At 60.3% G+C, this 17,431-nt stretch carries 18 protein-coding genes and 3 pseudogenes; 16 read left to right on the forward strand and 5 right to left on the reverse strand.

Going from position 1 to position 17,431, the window contains the following annotated elements:
- Positions 1-17 precede the first annotated feature (17 nt).
- From LE197_RS17270 to LE197_RS17335, 14 genes and pseudogenes are all read left to right on the forward strand, one after another.
- Complete coding sequence (locus tag LE197_RS17270; RefSeq protein ID WP_016851602.1) at positions 18-785, forward strand: DUF2857 domain-containing protein; 768 nt, start codon at positions 18-20, stop codon at positions 783-785.
- Positions 782-2,086: an STY4528 family pathogenicity island replication protein gene (locus LE197_RS17275; protein ID WP_023101569.1), complete on the forward strand. Its 1,305-nt coding sequence runs from the start codon at positions 782-784 to the stop codon at positions 2,084-2,086. The genes LE197_RS17270 and LE197_RS17275 overlap by 4 nt, the downstream gene beginning before the upstream one ends.
- Before the next feature lie 1,051 nt (positions 2,087-3,137).
- Positions 3,138-3,335 carry a hypothetical protein gene (locus LE197_RS17280; RefSeq protein WP_019396765.1) on the forward strand — a complete coding sequence of 66 codons (198 nt, stop codon included), beginning with the start codon at positions 3,138-3,140 and terminating at the stop codon, positions 3,333-3,335.
- A 156-nt stretch (positions 3,336-3,491) separates the two neighbouring features.
- Positions 3,492-4,220, forward strand: a complete 729-nt coding sequence (locus LE197_RS17285) for a PFL_4669 family integrating conjugative element protein (RefSeq protein WP_016851605.1) — start codon at positions 3,492-3,494, stop codon at positions 4,218-4,220.
- A gap of 5 nt (positions 4,221-4,225) precedes the next feature.
- Complete coding sequence (locus tag LE197_RS17290; protein WP_016851606.1) at positions 4,226-4,774, forward strand: DUF3158 family protein; 549 nt, start codon at positions 4,226-4,228, stop codon at positions 4,772-4,774.
- 47 nt (positions 4,775-4,821) lie between these two features.
- On the forward strand, positions 4,822-5,652 hold the full coding sequence (locus LE197_RS17295) for a Rha family transcriptional regulator (protein ID WP_012076855.1): 831 nt from the start codon (positions 4,822-4,824) through the stop codon (positions 5,650-5,652).
- A gap of 29 nt (positions 5,653-5,681) precedes the next feature.
- Positions 5,682-6,140 (forward strand): single-stranded DNA-binding protein, encoded by a 459-nt coding sequence (locus tag LE197_RS17300; protein WP_016851607.1) that lies wholly within the window; start codon positions 5,682-5,684, stop codon positions 6,138-6,140.
- A 105-nt stretch (positions 6,141-6,245) separates the two neighbouring features.
- Positions 6,246-6,440 carry a hypothetical protein gene (locus tag LE197_RS17305; RefSeq protein WP_016851608.1) on the forward strand — a complete coding sequence of 65 codons (195 nt, stop codon included), beginning with the start codon at positions 6,246-6,248 and terminating at the stop codon, positions 6,438-6,440.
- A gap of 214 nt (positions 6,441-6,654) precedes the next feature.
- Complete coding sequence (gene crpP / locus LE197_RS17310; protein WP_071533909.1) at positions 6,655-6,852, forward strand: ICE-associated protein CrpP; 198 nt, start codon at positions 6,655-6,657, stop codon at positions 6,850-6,852.
- Positions 6,853-6,967: 115 nt separating this feature from the next.
- Positions 6,968-7,696, forward strand: a pseudogene (locus LE197_RS17315) (toprim domain-containing protein); the annotation flags it as partial.
- 87 nt (positions 7,697-7,783) lie between these two features.
- A complete protein-coding gene (tnpA, locus tag LE197_RS17320; protein ID WP_004423344.1) occupies positions 7,784-8,074 on the forward strand; it encodes an IS66 family insertion sequence element accessory protein TnpA in 291 nt (96 codons plus the stop codon).
- A gap of 79 nt (positions 8,075-8,153) precedes the next feature.
- The gene (gene tnpB / locus LE197_RS37320) at positions 8,154-8,333 is read left to right on the forward strand and encodes an IS66 family insertion sequence element accessory protein TnpB (RefSeq protein WP_226034107.1); all 180 of its coding nucleotides are present in this window, start codon (positions 8,154-8,156) and stop codon (positions 8,331-8,333) included.
- 108 nt (positions 8,334-8,441) lie between these two features.
- Positions 8,442-10,073 carry an IS66 family transposase gene (tnpC, locus tag LE197_RS17330; RefSeq protein ID WP_004423346.1) on the forward strand — a complete coding sequence of 544 codons (1,632 nt, stop codon included), beginning with the start codon at positions 8,442-8,444 and terminating at the stop codon, positions 10,071-10,073.
- Positions 10,063-10,332, forward strand: coding sequence for a hypothetical protein (locus LE197_RS17335; protein WP_003458515.1), 270 nt, complete (start codon positions 10,063-10,065; stop codon positions 10,330-10,332). The genes tnpC (LE197_RS17330) and LE197_RS17335 overlap by 11 nt, the downstream gene beginning before the upstream one ends.
- An 8-nt stretch (positions 10,333-10,340) precedes the next feature.
- Here LE197_RS17335 and LE197_RS37150 read toward each other — a convergent pair.
- The 5 genes and pseudogenes from LE197_RS37150 to tnpA (LE197_RS17360) all read right to left on the reverse strand — a co-directional run.
- Positions 10,341-11,496: pseudogene (locus tag LE197_RS37150) on the reverse strand (type IA DNA topoisomerase); the annotation flags it as partial.
- Positions 11,497-11,525: 29 nt separating this feature from the next.
- Positions 11,526-11,795, reverse strand: coding sequence for a hypothetical protein (locus LE197_RS17345; RefSeq protein WP_003458515.1), 270 nt, complete (start codon positions 11,793-11,795; stop codon positions 11,526-11,528).
- Positions 11,785-13,416, reverse strand: a complete 1,632-nt coding sequence (gene tnpC / locus LE197_RS17350) for an IS66 family transposase (RefSeq protein WP_004423346.1) — start codon at positions 13,414-13,416, stop codon at positions 11,785-11,787. The genes LE197_RS17345 and tnpC (LE197_RS17350) overlap by 11 nt, the downstream gene beginning before the upstream one ends.
- Positions 13,417-13,444: 28 nt before the next feature.
- A complete protein-coding gene (tnpB, locus tag LE197_RS37325; RefSeq protein WP_226034108.1) occupies positions 13,445-13,726 on the reverse strand; it encodes an IS66 family insertion sequence element accessory protein TnpB in 282 nt (93 codons plus the stop codon).
- A 58-nt stretch (positions 13,727-13,784) separates the two neighbouring features.
- On the reverse strand, positions 13,785-14,075 hold the full coding sequence (tnpA, locus tag LE197_RS17360; protein ID WP_004423344.1) for an IS66 family insertion sequence element accessory protein TnpA: 291 nt from the start codon (positions 14,073-14,075) through the stop codon (positions 13,785-13,787).
- Positions 14,076-14,153: 78 nt separating this feature from the next.
- Here tnpA (LE197_RS17360) and LE197_RS17365 point away from each other — a divergent pair.
- Positions 14,154-15,455, forward strand: a pseudogene (locus LE197_RS17365) (hypothetical protein); the annotation flags it as partial.
- Positions 15,452-17,428 carry a DEAD/DEAH box helicase gene (locus tag LE197_RS17370; protein ID WP_016851611.1) on the forward strand — a complete coding sequence of 659 codons (1,977 nt, stop codon included), beginning with the start codon at positions 15,452-15,454 and terminating at the stop codon, positions 17,426-17,428. The pseudogene LE197_RS17365 and the gene LE197_RS17370, both read left to right, overlap by 4 nt.
- The last annotated feature ends 3 nt before the right edge of the window (positions 17,429-17,431 follow it).

Here is a 17,431-nt window from a genome sequence, read left to right on the forward strand (position 1 = left end):
TTTGGGGAGGGATCGACATGTCGAAGTCGTTGATCAATGAAGCGGTCCTGACGCAGGTGATCAACCACCTGCGCAATGGGCAGTTCAAACGCTGCGCCGAAATGGGCCTGAAGCCAGAAATTCTGGCTCAGCTACAACAGCCGTTCGTCGTGAGTCTCCTGACGAATACCCCGGTGTCTTGGGTCGAGGTGAGGGTGAACACCGACGTCATGGAAAAAATCCTGGCCACCGCAGAGCGCTCTCAGCAAGAGGAGCTGCAAATTGAGCGTGCTCTCAAACTCGGGGCTACCACCACGATGATTCAGAGCTTCTTCGGTCTGTCGCCGGAAGACACTGCGATCAAGCGGCTGATCATGGAGATACACCCCCGACGGGGCCGCTGGCGTCAGCTCGACGGAACACTGGAACACCAGATCTGGTATCGCTGGGATCACTTGATGCAGGAGAACCAGGTCAGCCTGGACGATAGCTTGGCGCTTCTCGACATCGCCATGATCTTGACCGAGGAAATCAACGCAGGCACCGATCAGGATAGCCCGGAGTTCATAAGCCTCGCCGTTGTCTGGTGGCTCATTCAGAGCTGGTTGAAAGACGGACTCTATTCGTCTGACAAATCGGGTCAGGCCCAAGCAAGTCATCCCAGGTCTCCGACGACTCTTTATCTGGCCAGCATCAGCTCACACCTGCCCCACTCTGCCCCTTCCGCAACAACGCAGGTGAACGCTGAGACAGAAAGTCAACAACAACTGAACCTGGTTCAGTCGGAAGGCGACACAGCACCATGAGGCTGTCGCGCTTTCCCATCTCGACTCTGCTGGATTCGGCCTCGGGACATCTCGAGGCCCATTTGTATAAGAAGCGGCTTGCTGCCGAGAGCGGCGAACCGCTGGCTCAACAGTATTCCGGCATCATTTTCAGCGGCAACCCGCATGAGACCGTTCCTCGGCGCCTGCTGCTGGATAAACGCCTCACCCCGCTGGAGCGGAACTGCTGGCAAGTGTTCCGCTTGCTCATCAACGACGACGGGCTGACCGCGTTCCCGACATACGAGCAACTGCGCCCTTATCTCGGCATGCAGCCGGGCAAGATCGCCTCGCGCGAAACCATAGCCAAGGCACTCACGGTTCTTCGATTGACACGCTGGCTCAGCCTCGGCCGACGCCTGCGCAACGACCTCAACGGGCAAGTACAGGGCAACGTCTACATCCTCCACGACGAACCGGTATCCCCGGCAGAAGCCCTGGAGCTGGACCCCGACTACATGCAGTTGCTGAGCCAATCCACCGACCACGGCAACCGAGCCATACGCGAAGTAGGACAGGTCACCTGGAGGGAATTCAGGGACGATCCGGACGTTGGTCGGCGCCTGCCTTCCCACCTGGAGAAGCTTGAGGGGCGCTTGAACCATCAGCAGTGGGCTCTCGATAGTCAGCTCGAAGCGGATCCAGCGGCAGAGTTCGGCATCCGAACTCTGCCCGATTTACCTCATTCCACCCCGAGTTCGGATGCCGAACTCAGTGAAATCAGCGGCAAGCGATGCGCTCTACCGCTGAGTTCGGATGCCGAACCCAGACAGAATCCGCCGAGTACACCCTTGGTTCGGATGCCGAACTCATATAGTACGTATACATACAAACAAGATTCTGTATGTAAAAAGCCAGTACAACCGCGAGCACGCGAGGACGCACATCCGAACTGGCAGGATCTCCTGAACGGACTGGAGGCCGAGCAACGGATCCAAGCCGTAAGCGCGCTCCGACGGGTGTCCGAGGAGCTGCGTCGTCCGGTCATCGAGCAGTGGCGGCACCGATGTGCGGGAGGAAGTGTCGGTAACCCCTTCGGCTACCTCATGACGCTCATCCAGCGTGCAGTCCAGGGCAAGTTCAACGCCTCTTGGGCTCCGGAAGAAATAGCGGAACGCCCCTGTCGTGCTCCGGCACCACCAAGCCCCACAACGCCTACACAGCCTCAGATTCAGCCAAAGGGAGACACCCGGACAGGGAGCGAGGTCCTCAGCCGGCTCAAGGACCTCATTCGGCCCAGGCACGGATCGAGCGTGCCATCCGAACGGGGTGACGAGCCATGAAAAACTCACTGTCGAGCATGTTGGTTTTCCCTCGGGGCGGAGCCGACGGTGAGCTGGGTGATTCGGCCCGAATCACTCTGCCAAGGATCGACCTCGTCGCCGACGGCGAACGGGGTGTTGCGGCCCGCATCACTTCGCCAGGTCCTGGCCTCGGCGCCGACGGCAAGCTGGGTGGTGCGGCCCGCACCACTTCGCCAGGACCAGGACTCGGTGCCGCCAGCAAGCTGGGTGGTTCCACTGGAATCACTCTGCCAGGGATCCACTTCGGTACCGGCGGCAAGATGGGTGTTTCGGGCCGAAACACTTCGCCAGGAACCAACCTCGGCGCCGCCAGCAAGCTGGGTGATTCGGCCCGAATCACTCTGCCAAGAATCGACCTCGGCGCCGACGGTGAGCTGGGTGATTCGGCCCGAATCACTCTGCCAAGGATCGACCTCGGCGCCGACGGTGAGCTGGGTGATTCGGCCCGAATCACTCTGCCAGGATCGACCTCGTCGCCGACGGCGAACGGGGTGTTGCGGCCCGCATCACTTCGCCAGGTCCTGGCCTCGGCGCCGCCAGCAAGCTGGGTGATTCGGCCCGAATCACTCTGCCAAGAATCGACCTCGGCGCCGACGGTGAGCTGGGTGATTCGGCCCGAATCACTCTGCCAAGGATCGACCTCGTCGCCGACGGCGAACGGGGTGTTGCGGCCCGCATCACTTCGCCAGGTCCTGGCCTCGGCGCCGCCAGCAAGCTGGGTGATTCGGCCCGAATCACTCTGCCAAGAATCGACCTCGGCGCCGACGGTGAGCTGGGTGATTCGGCCCGAATCACTCTGCCAAGAATCGACCTCGGCGCCGACGGTGAGCTGGGTGATTCGGCCCGAATCACTCTGCCAAGAATCGACCTCGGCGCCGACGGTGAGCTGGGTGATTCGGCCCGAATCACTCTGCCAAGGATCGACCTCGTCGCCGACGGCGAACGGGGTGTTGCGGCCCGCATCACTTCGCCAGGTCCTGGCCTCGGCGCCGAGGGCTATCAACTTCTCCCACTCAAGAGGAACCGAAAGATGTGTGACTCGATCTTGTATGCCCCCATGGACGAGCTCGAATTCGAGCGGCTGCTAGGGCTGGCAACCCTATTCAACGACAACGATGAATGGCCTATCGACTTTACGGAGCTGCAGGAACTGAGCGAGCTGCTCGGCAAACTCAAAAGTTGCGTCGACGTAGCGATAGACAACGCCCCTGAGGCGGCCAAGAGCTGAAGGAGGCCAACCTCCATGAGCCGCAGGCGGGATGATGATGAACCCGCACTGCCAGCGGAAATACCCCAGCGGCGAACCATGTATTTCCTACTGCGCGCTCCTACCACGATCAGCACGATGTGGCCGAACCCCTTCCCTATATAGGAACACTGCACCATGGCTGAAACCCATCGGCTTCAGATCGGCTCTCTCCGCAGCGATGTCAAACTGACGCTTCACACCTATCACGCCGCCCGCATCTGGACAGGCCGGCAGAAGTCGGATGCCAAGCACAGCATCCTCGGCCTCTCCGGCTTCTGTGCATACGTGAATCGCATGCACCGCGGGGCAGCACAGGACGATCCGTACTCCGACTGGTGGCTGGTTCAGATCGAAGAGAAAGTCGAGAGCTGCCAAGCCGCGCTCAAGGCCATCGACCAGCGCCTGGATGACGTAATGGCCAAGCTGCCAGCGACCCTCGATATCTCCGAGAACTTGTCCGTCACACCGGTCAAGGTCCCGTTGTTCATCTCCAACCCTCTCGGCTTCAAGGCGGTCTATCTCCTGACCAACTACGACGAACTCGCCCGCCGAATCCTGCTGGCCCAGCACGTCGGACTGGTCGGTCGCCGCGACATGGAGGTCTGGCTCGACGAAGGTGCGTCGGTGCTGCGCAGCCTCTTTGGTCTGGCTCAGAGCTACCAGTTCACGGGCGCCACTCGCGACGACTTCGCCGCGAACAACGCTCGCGCCGAAGCCGCGCGGAAGATGTACGAGAAGTTCGGCGAGATCCCGCAGGACATCCTGGAGGGTACCCGACGCTCGAACTTCGCTCCGCCGATCACTCGGGGCCGCTCTGACGGTGATGCCGATGATGACGCTGACCGTGTCGAGCTCGAGGACTGATCGGAATGCGGCAGCTCGATAAGGACCAGCAAGGCGCTCTGCAACAAAGTGCCTTCCGCCCACTGCAACAAACTGCCTTCCAGGCGCTGCAACACAGTGCCTCACTAAAAGGCCTTTTAAAGCCTTTTAAAGGTAAGGGGGAGCTGGCCCAGTTGGCGGAGCAATGCGAAGTCCTGGAGCAGGGATTGCTTGAGCTTGCCCAGGGACTGCTGGCCCAGGTTCGTCGCCCGCCCTTCACTCTTCTGCCCACCCGACTCATCGAGCAGCGCACATCCGCACGCACCACCTTTCTTCGCTGGCAGCACATTGCAACCCGGCGGATGGGCGTCGGGGTGTGGGCGGAAATGCTGCGCCAGGACAAGACCCCGGAATACCTGCTGCAAGACCTCTACGAGATGGAGCTGCAGCGCATCACCCTCAACATGCAGATCAGCCTGATCCACTCCATCGGCAAGCAGGCCGCCGAGTGTGCGGAAAAGATGGGCCAGGCCGAGGCCGAGTTCATGGGCCGACTGCAGCAGAGTCAGACCCGCCCTGGTTCCGTGGGCATGTAGCTGTACCGCTCTACCTTCGACGAAACGATCACCAACGGAGAGACAACATGAGCAACATCAGCAGCAAGACCGTTTCCAACACCAAAGCCCAGCCCTCCACCGAGGTCAGCGTCGAGATCATCGGCGGCAAGCCCACCACGACCAGCCTCGACGTCGCCAAGCATTTTCGGAAGAGGCACGACAACGTGTTACGGGATATCAAAAACTTGGAATGTCCCGAGGATTTTGCACTCCTCAATTTTGAGGAGTGTTCCCGCACGGGAGCGAACAACAGGCCAGAGCCATACGTGCGCATGACTCGCGACGGCTTCACCCTTCTCTGCATGGGGTTCACTGGCAAGGAAGCTATGCACTGGAAGGTCGCTTACATCAACGCCTTCAACAAGATGGAACAGGCGATCATCGAGCAACCCGAGATCCTCAGCCACAACCACCTGCTCCAGTTCGCTATCAAGACCCTCGACCTGATGCGCGACCACACCCTCGGCGAGCCGGCCCGACCCAGGACAGAACAGGTCGTATGCAACTACCTGGCCGTCGAGTCCTTGGACGCGGCGAATCCCGAGCAGATCAAGCAGGCCCTGAACTTCCTCCAGGGGCAGATCATCGGTGAAGGTGTGGCCGCCAAGTCCTTGCCCAGCGTGGCCGGCTCCTCCATCGCCAAGGACCTGCTCTACGGCTTGCTGCGCTCCGCTCATGACGCGGAGCTGCTGTTCAACTCCCTTTACGACAGCGGCGTCGAAAAGCTGGCCAGCGAAGTGTTCAAGGAGCACATGGCCAACACCTTGGCTGCAACGTCTCGGCAAACCCGTGAACTGCTCGGGTACGTGGCCAGCCGCGCCACTCGCTCCCCCTTCAAACCACGCTCCACCCACTAACCCCCGACTCAACCGACTGGAGATTCATCATGGCTACCCCCGTCTTCTGGGAAGGCAACATCGGCTCGGCGCCGGAGCACCGCAGCTTCCCCAACGGCAACAATCCCCCGCGGCAGTTGCTGCGTCTCAACGTGATGTTCGACAACTCGATTCCCGATGGCCAGGGTGGCTACAAGGATCGCGGCGGCTTCTGGTGCAGCGTCGAGTGGTGGCATCAGGATGCCCAGCGTTTCGCCGAACTGTTCGCGAAAGGTATGCGCGTCAAGGTCGAAGGCCGGGCGATCATGGACCGCTGGCCGGACAAAGAGTCTGGCGAAGAAGTACAGGCGCTGAAGGTCGAAGCCTCGCGCATTTCCATCCTTCCGCATCGCCTGGCCGAGGTCACCCTGTTGCCGTCGACCAATGGCCAGGCGACCCAGCATCAGCAGACTCGGCAAGTCTCGCAGCAGGACTACGACAGCGCCTTCGACGACGACATCCCCATGTAGCAGGCGGCTTAATTTTTGTCCGCCCATTCGTGAAGCTGCGGGTGGCAAGCACTACTCGTCGCCGCCCGCAGCCTCTACAAAGACTCGCCCGACAGGAAATCCACCATGAACAGGAAAGATGACCAAGCAGGTTCACATTGCCCATTTCGGGATCGCGATGAGCCGTTGACCAGGCAGCCCCTCAGCGCCGGCGAGATTTCAGTTCTGGAGTGCATGGCGCTTATGGAGGAAGAAGATCGCGCGGCCTTCATCCGAATGGCTCAGGGCATTGCCGAAGCGACGGTGAAACGCCGGTCTTAATTTTCCGCGCCCACTCGTGAAGTTGCAGGTGGCTAGAACCATTCTTCGCCGCCCGCAGCCTCGACAAGCATGCCAGCGACTGGAGCAACCGCAATGAACAGCTTTGCCGGCAAAATGCTGTTAAACCAGCATCCTTAATTTTGGCCGCCCGTTCGCGAAGTCTCTGGTGGCAAGAACTTCCGATTCGGAAATCTCGACCAGTACGAGGTGCAGTGTGTCAAAGAAAGCGACCCATACCGACAAGCTGGACAGGCGACATTACAACGATCCCCACCGGACTGTACGGGCTCTTGGCGCTGAGGCCGCGCGGAAAGGGCTACGGGTGTTCGACTGCCCTTACAGTCATCCTGCGATGCGGGCGTCCTGGTTGAAAGGGTTTGCCCAGGAGCAGCAACAACAGCTCGACTTCTGATCGATCCCGCTCTACAGCACCTCCCGAAAACTGCAACAACGCACCGTTCATTTCTCATTGTTGGCCCGCTCTCTGACCGCGACAGTTCGACCGACTGTTCCGAGAGATTCCGCCGATGCACCTCGTAATCATTGAAGCCCCGGGCAAGCTGAAAAAGCTGCGGTCCCTTCTCCCCTCCATTCGTCCCGACGTGACCTGGCAGGTCGAAGCGACTGCCGGTCATATCAGAGACCTACCCGTTCACGGCCAGGATCCGCAGATGCTCACCGTCGGCGTAGGCCAGGATTTCAAACCCCACTACCAGATCCTTTCGGGCAAGGAAAAGACCGTCGCACGGCTGAAGGAGCTGCGGCAGAAAGCCGTGGAAGTCTACGTCGCATCCGACCCGGATCGGGAAGGCGAAAGCATCGGCTGGCACATCCTCCAGGCTGCCGGGATCAAGAACTACAAGCGCGTTGCCTTCAAGGAAATCACCAAGTCGTGCATCAGCGCCGAGCTCAGCTCACCACGCCGTCTGGACCTCCCGAAGGTCGCCTCGCAGGAATGCCGTCGCGTCATCGATCGCCTGGTGGGGTATCTGGTCACGCCAGAGCTGCGGCGTGTGATGGGTAGGCCAACCACCGCCGGGCGCGTGCAGTCCGTCGCCGTGTACCTGGTGGTCCTGCGAGAGCGGGAGATTCGCGCCTTCACAGCAATCAAGCATTTCGGGGTGGAACTGGCCTTCGTTTCGCCCAGCGACGGCCGTACCTGGAAGGCGGAGTGGGATCCAGTGCCCACGTTTGCCAGCAAGGAGTTCCCGTATGTCCAGGATCGTCAACTCGCAGAACTGGTGGGGGCTATACGCAAGTAAGCGTTCATTCCAAGACATCCTGCCATCCCGCTGACTTCCGCCCTAGAGTGACCTCGCATTCAACAACGCGAGGTTATTTCCATGAGAAAACACCGCACCGCAGAACAGTGGCAAGTCCTAATCGGTCAGCAGCGTGACAGCGGCCTGTCGGCCACGCAGTTCTGCAAGGAGCACAAACTCGGTTATGCCAGCTTCTGTAGTTGGCGCAAGCGCCTGTTGAGTCAGCCGGTCGGTGAGGCTGCGGATTCTGGTTATGCCAGCTTCCTGGATCTGTCATCGCTGATGGATGACTCGGCCTCTCCCGGAAGCGGCTGGAATATCGTGCTGAGCCTGGGTAATGGTGTTGAGCTAAGGCTGAGCCAGATCAGATGATCGGTCTGGATAGCCAGGCCCGGATCTGGCTGTGCACCGAGCCCACGGATATGCGTAAATCCTTCCGGGGCTGAGCGCTCTGGTCCGCAATCAACTCAAGCAAGATCCGCTCAGCGGGCAGTATTTTGTCTTCGTTAACCGTCGCAAGACCCAAATGAAGATGTTGTATTTCACGCCCACGGGCTACTGCCTGTGGGCCAAGCGACTGGAGCAGGGGCAGTTCCGGGTACGGCCGTCTTCTTCGGGACAGCGCCCTTAAACCTGACTGATCTCCAGTTGCTGATTGACGGTATCGAGGTGCAAAAGTACCGTCAGTTCAAGCGTTTTCGGGGCACGTAGCGGGTTGTGTTCCGGTATAATATCGGCCATGAATTCAATGGCTTCCGCGTCCTATTCCAACGCCCCTTCCTACTCGGTACTGGCCGAGGAGAATGCCCTGTTGCGTGAGCAGCTACAGGTCATGCAGCGGCAGTTGGACTGGTTCAAGAAGCAGCTGTTCGGCCCCAAGTCCGAGAAGCAGGTGTATGACCTCCCGGAGCAGGGCGGCCTGTTCCAATCGAATGATGCGGCTAGCCCGGAGAAGCCTCTCGATGCGGAGAAACGCCCGGTTCGGGCTTATCAGCGAGGCACCGGAAAGAAACAGCGGGACGACGACTGCCTGAACGATACGGGTCTGCGTTTTACAGCGGACGTGCCAGTGGAAGTTGTTGAACACCTGCCGCCGGAGCTAAGCGGCCCCGACGCCGACCAGTACGACATCCTTGGCACCAAAACGACCTATCGGCTGGCCCAGCGGACGTCCAGTTACGTGGTGTTGCAAGTGGAACGCCCCGTATTTCGGCGCAAGGGCAGCGACAAGCCCGTGACCACGCCGGCCCCGTCCAACGTACTGGACAACAGCCTGGCCGACGTCAGCTTGTTGGCGGGTCTGATGGTCGACAAGTTCCAGTTTCACCTACCGCTGTATCGCCAACACCAACGCATCCAGCAAGCGGGTATTACCCTCAGCCGCAGCACCCTCACCAATCTGATCAAGCGATCTATTGATCTGCTGCGGCCGATCGTGGATGCCCAGACCGACAATGTTCTGCGCAGCCGGGTGTTGGCGATGGATGAGACGCCGATTAAAGCTGGCCACCAGGGTCGGGCAGGCCCACAAAAAGGCAAGATGAAATCCGGCTGGTTCTGGCCGTTATACGGCGATGCCGATGAAGTGGTGTTCACTTACTCGAACAGTCGAGGCCGAGCCCATATCGAGCAGGTACTGAACGAACAGTTCAGCGGAACTCTGATCAGTGACGGCTATGCTGCTTATGCCCGCTATGCCGCCGCACAGCAGAACATCATCCACGCGCAGTGCTGGGTGCACAGTCGTCGTTACTTCATTGAGGCGCAGAAGGACCACCCGATAACTGCCACCGAAGCCCTTCAGCAGATTGCCAAGCTATACACCAACGAAGAAGAGATCCGCGTCCAGCAACTGACCGGCGAAAAGAAACGCCAGTACCGGCTGCTCCACTCAAAGCCGGTGGTCAGCGACTTCTTCCAATGGTGCCGGGATCAACTGGCACAGGGCGGTCTGCTGCCCAGTGATTTATTGACCAAAGCACTGAACTACGTGCTCAGCCGTGAAGCCAGCCTGACCGTCTTCCTGGAAGACCCAGACGTCCAGCCAGACACCAACCACCTGGAACGGGCCCTGCGCCCCATTCCCATGGGACGCAAGAACTGGCTGTTCTGCTGGACTGAACTCGGCGCGGAACACGTGGGCATCATCCAGAGCCTGATCACTACGTGCAAACTGCACGACATCAACCCGTACACCTATCTGGTGGACGTGCTGCAGCGCATCAGTCAGCACCCGGCCAGCAAGGTCGCTGACCTGACGCCTCGGCTCTGGAAGACCCGGTTCGCCGATAATCCGTTACGCTCGCTGATCGATCCGCGCCATTCTGATCGACAGACCGCACAGCCAAAGGGCACCCTCCATGCGCATTGAAGACATGAGCATCGATCAGCTATTGGAGCTGAACCGAATGATCTGCCGGCGCATTGATGAACTGCAAGATCAAGAAAACCTGCAGGCGCTGAGTCGGCTGCACGTGGGGCTGAAGGTGACCTTCGAAAGCCGAACTGGCTTGACTATGGGGATCGTCACCAAGATCAACCGCAAGAGCGTGATCGTCCTGGCCGAGAACGGCACGAAACAGTACAAGGTCTCACCGGAATTGCTAAGGCCCCTTCGGGACGTAAAGTAAGTCCAGTACGTCGTGGAATGAACGCTTACGCCGGTGGTGCGATAGCCGCTGCAGCCCCAGAAGTCGAAGCCGCCCTTGCCAGCTTTCTTGCGGTGGACCAGGGGCAGACCGCACTTGCCGCAGAGGAAGTCACTGGCCGGCGCCGTGGGAGCGCTGGCGGTAGAGCTTGCTCGCGGGTCGCCCTGTGCGCTGGGGTGCGCGCGCAGCGTCTGCAGCTCCGACTGCAGGAGCTGGTAGAACTGCTGGACCACGTTCATGTAGGTGTCCTCGCTGTTAGCGATCCGGTCCAGGGCGACCTCCAGGTTGCGGGTAAAGTCGAGGCTGAGGAAGCTGAAGTTGTGCTCCAGGAGCGCGATGGTGGCCTCGCCCAGCTCGCCGGGGATCAGGCTTCGGCCCTTCATCTGCACCTGGCCCTTGTCGATGATGTTCTTCACGATCGAGGCGTAGGAGGATGGCCGGCCAATCCCGCGGCGCTTCATCTCGCCCACCAGGCTGGCATCGGTGAAGCGCTTGGGGGGAGGTTTTCTTCTCCAGGACCTCGCCGCTGTAGACCTTGAGGATCTGGCCTGGCTCCAGCTCCGGGATGGGGTTTGAGGGCGTTTCGTTCTTCTGCTCCTCGGCGTCATCGCCTTGCAGCAGTTTTCTCCAGCCAGGCACGTTCAACAGCTTCCCTTTGGCGCCGAAGAAGCGCAGCGGCTTCTTGTCGGGGCCGACGCCCAGGAGGGTGATGGTTCTCACTGCGTACACGGCAGCTTCGATCTGGCTGGCAAGCGCACGAACTCGAATGAGCTGGTACAGGGCCTGCTCATCAGCAGTTTCACCAGCGGTAGCGGCCGTCCAATCGGTGGGGGTGATGGCGGGGTGGCCCTCTTGGGCGTCCTGGTCAGCCTTGAACATCCGCTGTTGCTCAACACACTTCAGCCCCAATGCCTTGGCGACAGCACGGATATCCGACATGGAGTCCTTCGAAATATTGGGGTTGTCCGTCCGGTGGTAGGTGATGAGCCCCTGTTCATACAGCCGCTGGGCGATCTTCATCGTCTTGTCGGGTGACCACTTCAGCGCATTCCCGGCGGCCATCTGGAGCGAAGAGGAGATGAACGGCGCCGGAGGCGTATCGGTTTCTTCGCCATCAATGCAGGTCTCGACGATCACATTGCGTATGTAAGCGTTCATTCCACGACGTACTGGACTTACTTTACGTCCCGAAGGGGCCTTAGCAATTCCGGTGAGACCTTGTACTGTTTCGTGCCGTTCTCGGCCAGGACGATCACGCTCTTGCGGTTGATCTTGGTGACGATCCCCATAGTCAAGCCAGTTCGGCTTTCGAAGGTCACCTTCAGCCCCACGTGCAGCCGACTCAGCGCCTGCAGGTTTTCTTGATCTTGCAGTTCATCAATGCGCCGGCAGATCATTCGGTTCAGCTCCAATAGCTGATCGATGCTCATGTCTTCAATGCGCATGGAGGGTGCCCTTTGGCTGTGCGGTCTGTCGATCAGAATGGCGCGGATCGATCAGCGAGCGTAACGGATTATCGGCGAACCGGGTCTTCCAGAGCCGAGGCGTCAGGTCAGCGACCTTGCTGGCCGGGTGCTGACTGATGCGCTGCAGCACGTCCACCAGATAGGTGTACGGGTTGATGTCGTGCAGTTTGCACGTAGTGATCAGGCTCTGGATGATGCCCACGTGTTCCGCGCCGAGTTCAGTCCAGCAGAACAGCCAGTTCTTGCGTCCCATGGGAATGGGGCGCAGGGCCCGTTCCAGGTGGTTGGTGTCTGGCTGGACGTCTGGGTCTTCCAGGAAGACGGTCAGGCTGGCTTCACGGCTGAGCACGTAGTTCAGTGCTTTGGTCAATAAATCACTGGGCAGCAGACCGCCCTGTGCCAGTTGATCCCGGCACCATTGGAAGAAGTCGCTGACCACCGGCTTTGAGTGGAGCAGCCGGTACTGGCGTTTCTTTTCGCCGGTCAGTTGCTGGACGCGGATCTCTTCTTCGTTGGTGTATAGCTTGGCAATCTGCTGAAGGGCTTCGGTGGCAGTTATCGGGTGGTCCTTCTGCGCCTCAATGAAGTAACGACGACTGTGCACCCAGCACTGCGCGTGGATGATGTTCTGCTGTGCGGCGGCATAGCGGGCATAAGCAGCATAGCCGTCACTGATCAGAGTTCCGCTGAACTGTTCGTTCAGTACCTGCTCGATATGGGCTCGGCCTCGACTGTTCGAGTAAGTGAACACCACTTCATCGGCATCGCCGTATAACGGCCAGAACCAGCCGGATTTCATCTTGCCTTTTTGTGGGCCTGCCCGACCCTGGTGGCCAGCTTTAATCGGCGTCTCATCCATCGCCAACACCCGGCTGCGCAGAACATTGTCGGTCTGGGCATCCACGATCGGCCGCAGCAGATCAATAGATCGCTTGATCAGATTGGTGAGGGTGCTGCGGCTGAGGGTAATACCCGCTTGCTGGATGCGTTGGTGTTGGCGATACAGCGGTAGGTGAAACTGGAACTTGTCGACCATCAGACCCGCCAACAAGCTGACGTCGGCCAGGCTGTTGTCCAGTACGTTGGACGGGGCCGGCGTGGTCACGGGCTTGTCGCTGCCCTTGCGCCGAAATACGGGGCGTTCCACTTGCAACACCACGTAACTGGACGTCCGCTGGGCCAGCCGATAGGTCGTTTTGGTGCCAAGGATGTCGTACTGGTCGGCGTCGGGGCCGCTTAGCTCCGGCGGCAGGTGTTCAACAACTTCCACTGGCACGTCCGCTGTAAAACGCAGACCCGTATCGTTCAGGCAGTCGTCGTCCCGCTGTTTCTTTCCGGTGCCTCGCTGATAAGCCCGAACCGGGCGTTTCTCCGCATCGAGAGGCTTCTCCGGGCTAGCCGCATCATTCGATTGGAACAGGCCGCCCTGCTCCGGGAGGTCATACACCTGCTTCTCGGACTTGGGGCCGAACAGCTGCTTCTTGAACCAGTCCAACTGCCGCTGCATGACCTGTAGCTGCTCACGCAACAGGGCATTCTCCTCGGCCAGTACCGAGTAGGAAGGGGCGTTGGAATAGGACGCGGAAGCCATTGAATTCATGGCCGATATTATACCGGAACACAACCCGCTACGTGCCCCGAAAACGCTTGAACTGACGGTACTTTTGCACCTCGATACCGTCAATCAGCAACTGGAGATCAGTCAGGTTTAAGGGGCGCTGTCCCGAAGAAGACGGCCGTACCCGGAACTGCCCCTGCTCCAGTCGCTTGGCCCACAGGCAGTAGCCCGTGGGCGTGAAATACAACATCTTCATTTGGGTCTTGCGACGGTTAACGAAGACAAAATACTGCCCGCTGAGCGGATCTTGCTTGAGTTGATTGCGGACCAGAGCGCTCAGCCCCGGAAGGATTTACGCATATCCGTGGGCTCGGTGCACAGCCAGATCCGGGCCTGGCTATCCAGACCGATCATCTGATCTGGCTCAGCCTTAGCTCAACACCATTACCCAGGCTCAGCACGATATTCCAGCCGCTTCCGGGAGAGGCCGAGTCATCCATCAGCGATGACAGATCCAGGAAGCTGGCATAACCAGAATCCGCAGCCTCACCGACCGGCTGACTCAACAGGCGCTTGCGCCAACTACAGAAGCTGGCATAACCGAGTTTGTGCTCCTTGCAGAACTGCGTGGCCGACAGGCCGCTGTCACGCTGCTGACCGATTAGGACTTGCCACTGTTCTGCGGTGCGGTGTTTTCTCATGGAAATAACCTCGCGTTGTTGAATGCGAGGTCACTCTAGGGCGGAAGTCAGCGGGATGGCAGGATGTCTTGGAATGAACGCTTACTCTCGCCCCAGCTCTACAACTGGCTGGCTCAAGGCAACCAGGCGCGCCGGCTGCAGATGCTGAAGGCTCAGCCGGTCTTGACGCCGCTACTGGTGGATTGCGAGGAGGGAGTCTGGCCTCACACGACGACCAACGACAACGGCGAGAGCATCTGCCATTTCCTTCCTTGCCCTTTTTCCCTGCTTGTCAGTGAACGACCGCAGGCCGCCGCCGTGCCATGCGACTTGTACCTCGATATGGGCCGTATTCTTGGGCAGGTCGCGGACGAAGGGATTTCGGTCATCAACTTTTTCGCCTGGCTATTTCAGGCGCCACGGGCCTCGATTCGATTTCTTAGTCACGTCAGTCCCGGCCGTGCGGGAGGAGCTCTCTTCCATCGCAAACGGGAAGGCCGATATTCGGGATGGCATACTCTCCTTATGGCAGCATCGCTAGGTAACCGGCGTCCGATCACTCGCGCTCAATGGACAGCCTTCTATGCCGCCTACAATGCGATCCCCTGGCAGATTCACAACGCCAAGCCTGACTACAACCGGCTCTTCAACGGCTGCCCCTTGGATTGGCAGGATCCGGCATGGCTTGCAATCACTGCACGCCTGAGAGACATCAAGGAGTTCTATACCGCCCTCGACCAGGGGAACTCACAGGTTGTTCGGCAGGCGCGCAGCGCCCTGAAGGCGTATCTGGGTCATTGTACCTACCGACAGGCTGGCAACCTGGTGGACGACTACCACCAGGTCCAGAGGGAACTGCGCGCCACAGTACAGAGCAGCCTGCCCGATCTGGTCGACACCGACGAGTACACCACCTGGGAGGGAATGCTGCCTGTCAGCCTTATCGATTGCCCCAATGGCCTGCAGATTGTCGAGCTCCGCTGCCCTGCCGATCTCTATGCCGAACATATCGCGCTGGCCCATTGCATCGATAGCTACGACCAGGCCGCCTATCGAGGAGACTGCCGACTGCTCTCAGTACGTGAGGCTGGCCGTCCACTGGCCTCTGCCGAACTGGAGCTCAGGCGTGAGCATGGCGAGCCACTAGGTAGGCCCTGGAATCCCCAGCACCTTTCTACGGTGCAACTGCGCAAACTCGATAATGACCCCGTACCGGCAGACTCCCCTGCCGGCCAGGCTTACCGCTGGTTCATGGAACGGATTCGCTCTGGAGCCATAGCGACGAACCTGAACTGGCCCGACATGACCGTCCACATGACACGCTTCGCCGATGGTCGCTGGAAGGCGGGCCTCGCCGAAGCCACGGCGAAGTGGCTGCTCACTCGGTTGGAAAACCGATGAGCCGTCCACGCCTGGTCAACCGTACCTCCGCGACTCCTTCGACGCTTCTGCAGCGGGCTATCTTCGACGGCTACGACTTCGGCTTGAAGATCCCCTACATCGCAGGCAGCAACCGCGCGCTGCTGGAACTGTCCGGCTTCTTCATCAGCGCCCGGGAGCATCCGTTGCACCGCTACTGGCGGGTCCCCAAGGGCAAGTTGCTGCCCGAACTGGACTCGCTGTACAACCGACTCGCCGAGCTCGCTGGAGGCCTCCACTCACAGTCCTGGCGGGACTTCAGCGGCATGGTCGAATCTGCACAGGCCTCGCTTGACCGACAGGCCTTCACCTGGGGTTTGCTGCTGCGCATCGCGCCGCTGGCCGAGGGCGGCGTCTTGCTGTCAGGCGAGTTCCATCCCGGTGTGGTGGCGGTGGCTCGGCGGATGCGCGGGGTGTTCCTGCGCCCATCGAGCTCCTGGCGCATCGACGCCACACCTGAGCTGCTCCGCAGCAACCTGATCCTGGAGCTTGGCCTCGCCGAGGAACAATTCGAGATACTGGATACCGTCCAGGAGCTGCTCAGCGACGGTAGCTTCGCGCCGGCGACCGAGCTGCCCAGCATGAGCATCGGCGGTCCACAGCAGGAACCGGCAGCGCCATCCCTGGAGGACGAGTCAGCTTGTGACATCTACCTCGCCGCGGTGCCAGAGATCGAGCGCACCGAGTACAGCTCGGCTGATATCGAGGCGGCGCTTCAGGGCTACTCGCTACTGGCCCACCAGCCTGCCGGCATCGCTCACTTGCTGCAGAGAACCAGCGCCCTGTTGGCCGACGACATGGGATTGGGCAAGACCCGCCAGGCGGTCATCGCCGCTTCGATCCGAGCGGCGGGCAGGCCAATTCTGGTCATCACCCTGGCCACCCTGTTGATCAATTGGCAGCGCGAAATCCAGGAGGTCTATCCCTCGGCCACCGTGGCCATCCAGCAGGACAACCCAGAGGCGCAGTGGATCCTGGTCAACTACGAGCAGTTGAGCCCCTTCGTCGCCAACGCTTCGCGCTTCGCCGTGATGGTCATCGACGAGGCGCAGCGGATGAAGGAACCGACGGCGCAATGCACGCGGCACGGTTTCGACATTGCCGCCCAAGTGCCGAACCGCTACCTGCTTACCGGCACGCCGGTGCTCAACCGTGAAACCGAGCTGCACACCCTGCTTCGCCTCTCAGGCCACCCCATCGGACAACTGCCGCTGAAAGAGTTCTGCGACCGCTTCGCCGGCAACCCGGAGTTCCGCCAGAGTCTGCGGGCGGAGCTGGGTGACTGGATGCTGCGCAGGCGCAAGGATGTGCTGCCCAGCCTCAAGGGCAAGCAGCGGCAGTTGCTGAAGGTGGCCCTCTCCACCGAGGAACGGCAGCAGTACGACGTGCTGCGCCTCGAGGACCGACCGATTTTCGCGCGACTCGGCGCGCTGCGGCGTTACCTGGAAACGGTGAAGGTTCGCGTGGCGATGGACCTGCTGAGCGAGCTCGACGCCGAGGACAAGGTGATCCTGTTCTGCGAGTTCAAGCCGACCGTGGCTGCGCTGAAGGAACTCTGCGAGCAGGCCGGGCTCGGCTGCGTCACGCTGGTGGGCAATGACTCGCTTACCAAGCGGCAGAAGGCGATCGATCGCTTCCAGCAGGATTCCGACTGCCGGGTGTTCATCTGCACCACGGCGGCCGCCGGGACGGGCAACAACCTCACTGCGGCGAACTACGTGTTTTTCCTCGGTCTGCCCTGGACTCCCGGTCAGCAGGAACAAGCCGAGGACCGCGCGTACCGCAACGGCCAGCTCCGCATGGTCGTGGTGAAGATCCCACTGGTCGAGGCCACGATCGACGAGCAACTGTGGCAACTGCTCAACGCGAAACGCCAGGTTGCCCAGGACCTCATCGAGCCCGAGCAGGTCGACGGAAACCGTGCGCTTTTGGCCGCAAGCCTTGCCGAACGCTGATTA

The sequence above is a fragment of the Pseudomonas sp. PS1(2021) genome (assembly GCF_020405165.1).
Classification (GTDB): Bacteria; Pseudomonadota; Gammaproteobacteria; order Pseudomonadales; family Pseudomonadaceae; genus Pseudomonas; species Pseudomonas aeruginosa.

Coding starts and splice junctions, on each gene's coding strand:
- LE197_RS17270 (WP_016851602.1), top strand. CDS start 18: ATGTCGAAGTCGTTGATCAATGAAGCGGTCCTGACGCAGGTGATCAAC.
- LE197_RS17275 (WP_023101569.1), top strand. CDS start 782: ATGAGGCTGTCGCGCTTTCCCATCTCGACTCTGCTGGATTCGGCCTCG.
- LE197_RS17280 (WP_019396765.1), top strand. CDS start 3,138: ATGTGTGACTCGATCTTGTATGCCCCCATGGACGAGCTCGAATTCGAG.
- LE197_RS17285 (WP_016851605.1), top strand. CDS start 3,492: ATGGCTGAAACCCATCGGCTTCAGATCGGCTCTCTCCGCAGCGATGTC.
- LE197_RS17290 (WP_016851606.1), top strand. CDS start 4,226: ATGCGGCAGCTCGATAAGGACCAGCAAGGCGCTCTGCAACAAAGTGCC.
- LE197_RS17295 (WP_012076855.1), top strand. CDS start 4,822: ATGAGCAACATCAGCAGCAAGACCGTTTCCAACACCAAAGCCCAGCCC.
- LE197_RS17300 (WP_016851607.1), top strand. CDS start 5,682: ATGGCTACCCCCGTCTTCTGGGAAGGCAACATCGGCTCGGCGCCGGAG.
- LE197_RS17305 (WP_016851608.1), top strand. CDS start 6,246: ATGAACAGGAAAGATGACCAAGCAGGTTCACATTGCCCATTTCGGGAT.
- tnpA (WP_004423344.1), top strand. CDS start 7,784: ATGAGAAAACACCGCACCGCAGAACAGTGGCAAGTCCTAATCGGTCAG.
- tnpC (WP_004423346.1), top strand. CDS start 8,442: ATGAATTCAATGGCTTCCGCGTCCTATTCCAACGCCCCTTCCTACTCG.
- LE197_RS17335 (WP_003458515.1), top strand. CDS start 10,063: ATGCGCATTGAAGACATGAGCATCGATCAGCTATTGGAGCTGAACCGA.
- LE197_RS17345 (WP_003458515.1), bottom strand. CDS start 11,795: ATGCGCATTGAAGACATGAGCATCGATCAGCTATTGGAGCTGAACCGA.
- tnpC (WP_004423346.1), bottom strand. CDS start 13,416: ATGAATTCAATGGCTTCCGCGTCCTATTCCAACGCCCCTTCCTACTCG.
- tnpA (WP_004423344.1), bottom strand. CDS start 14,075: ATGAGAAAACACCGCACCGCAGAACAGTGGCAAGTCCTAATCGGTCAG.
- LE197_RS17370 (WP_016851611.1), top strand. CDS start 15,452: ATGAGCCGTCCACGCCTGGTCAACCGTACCTCCGCGACTCCTTCGACG.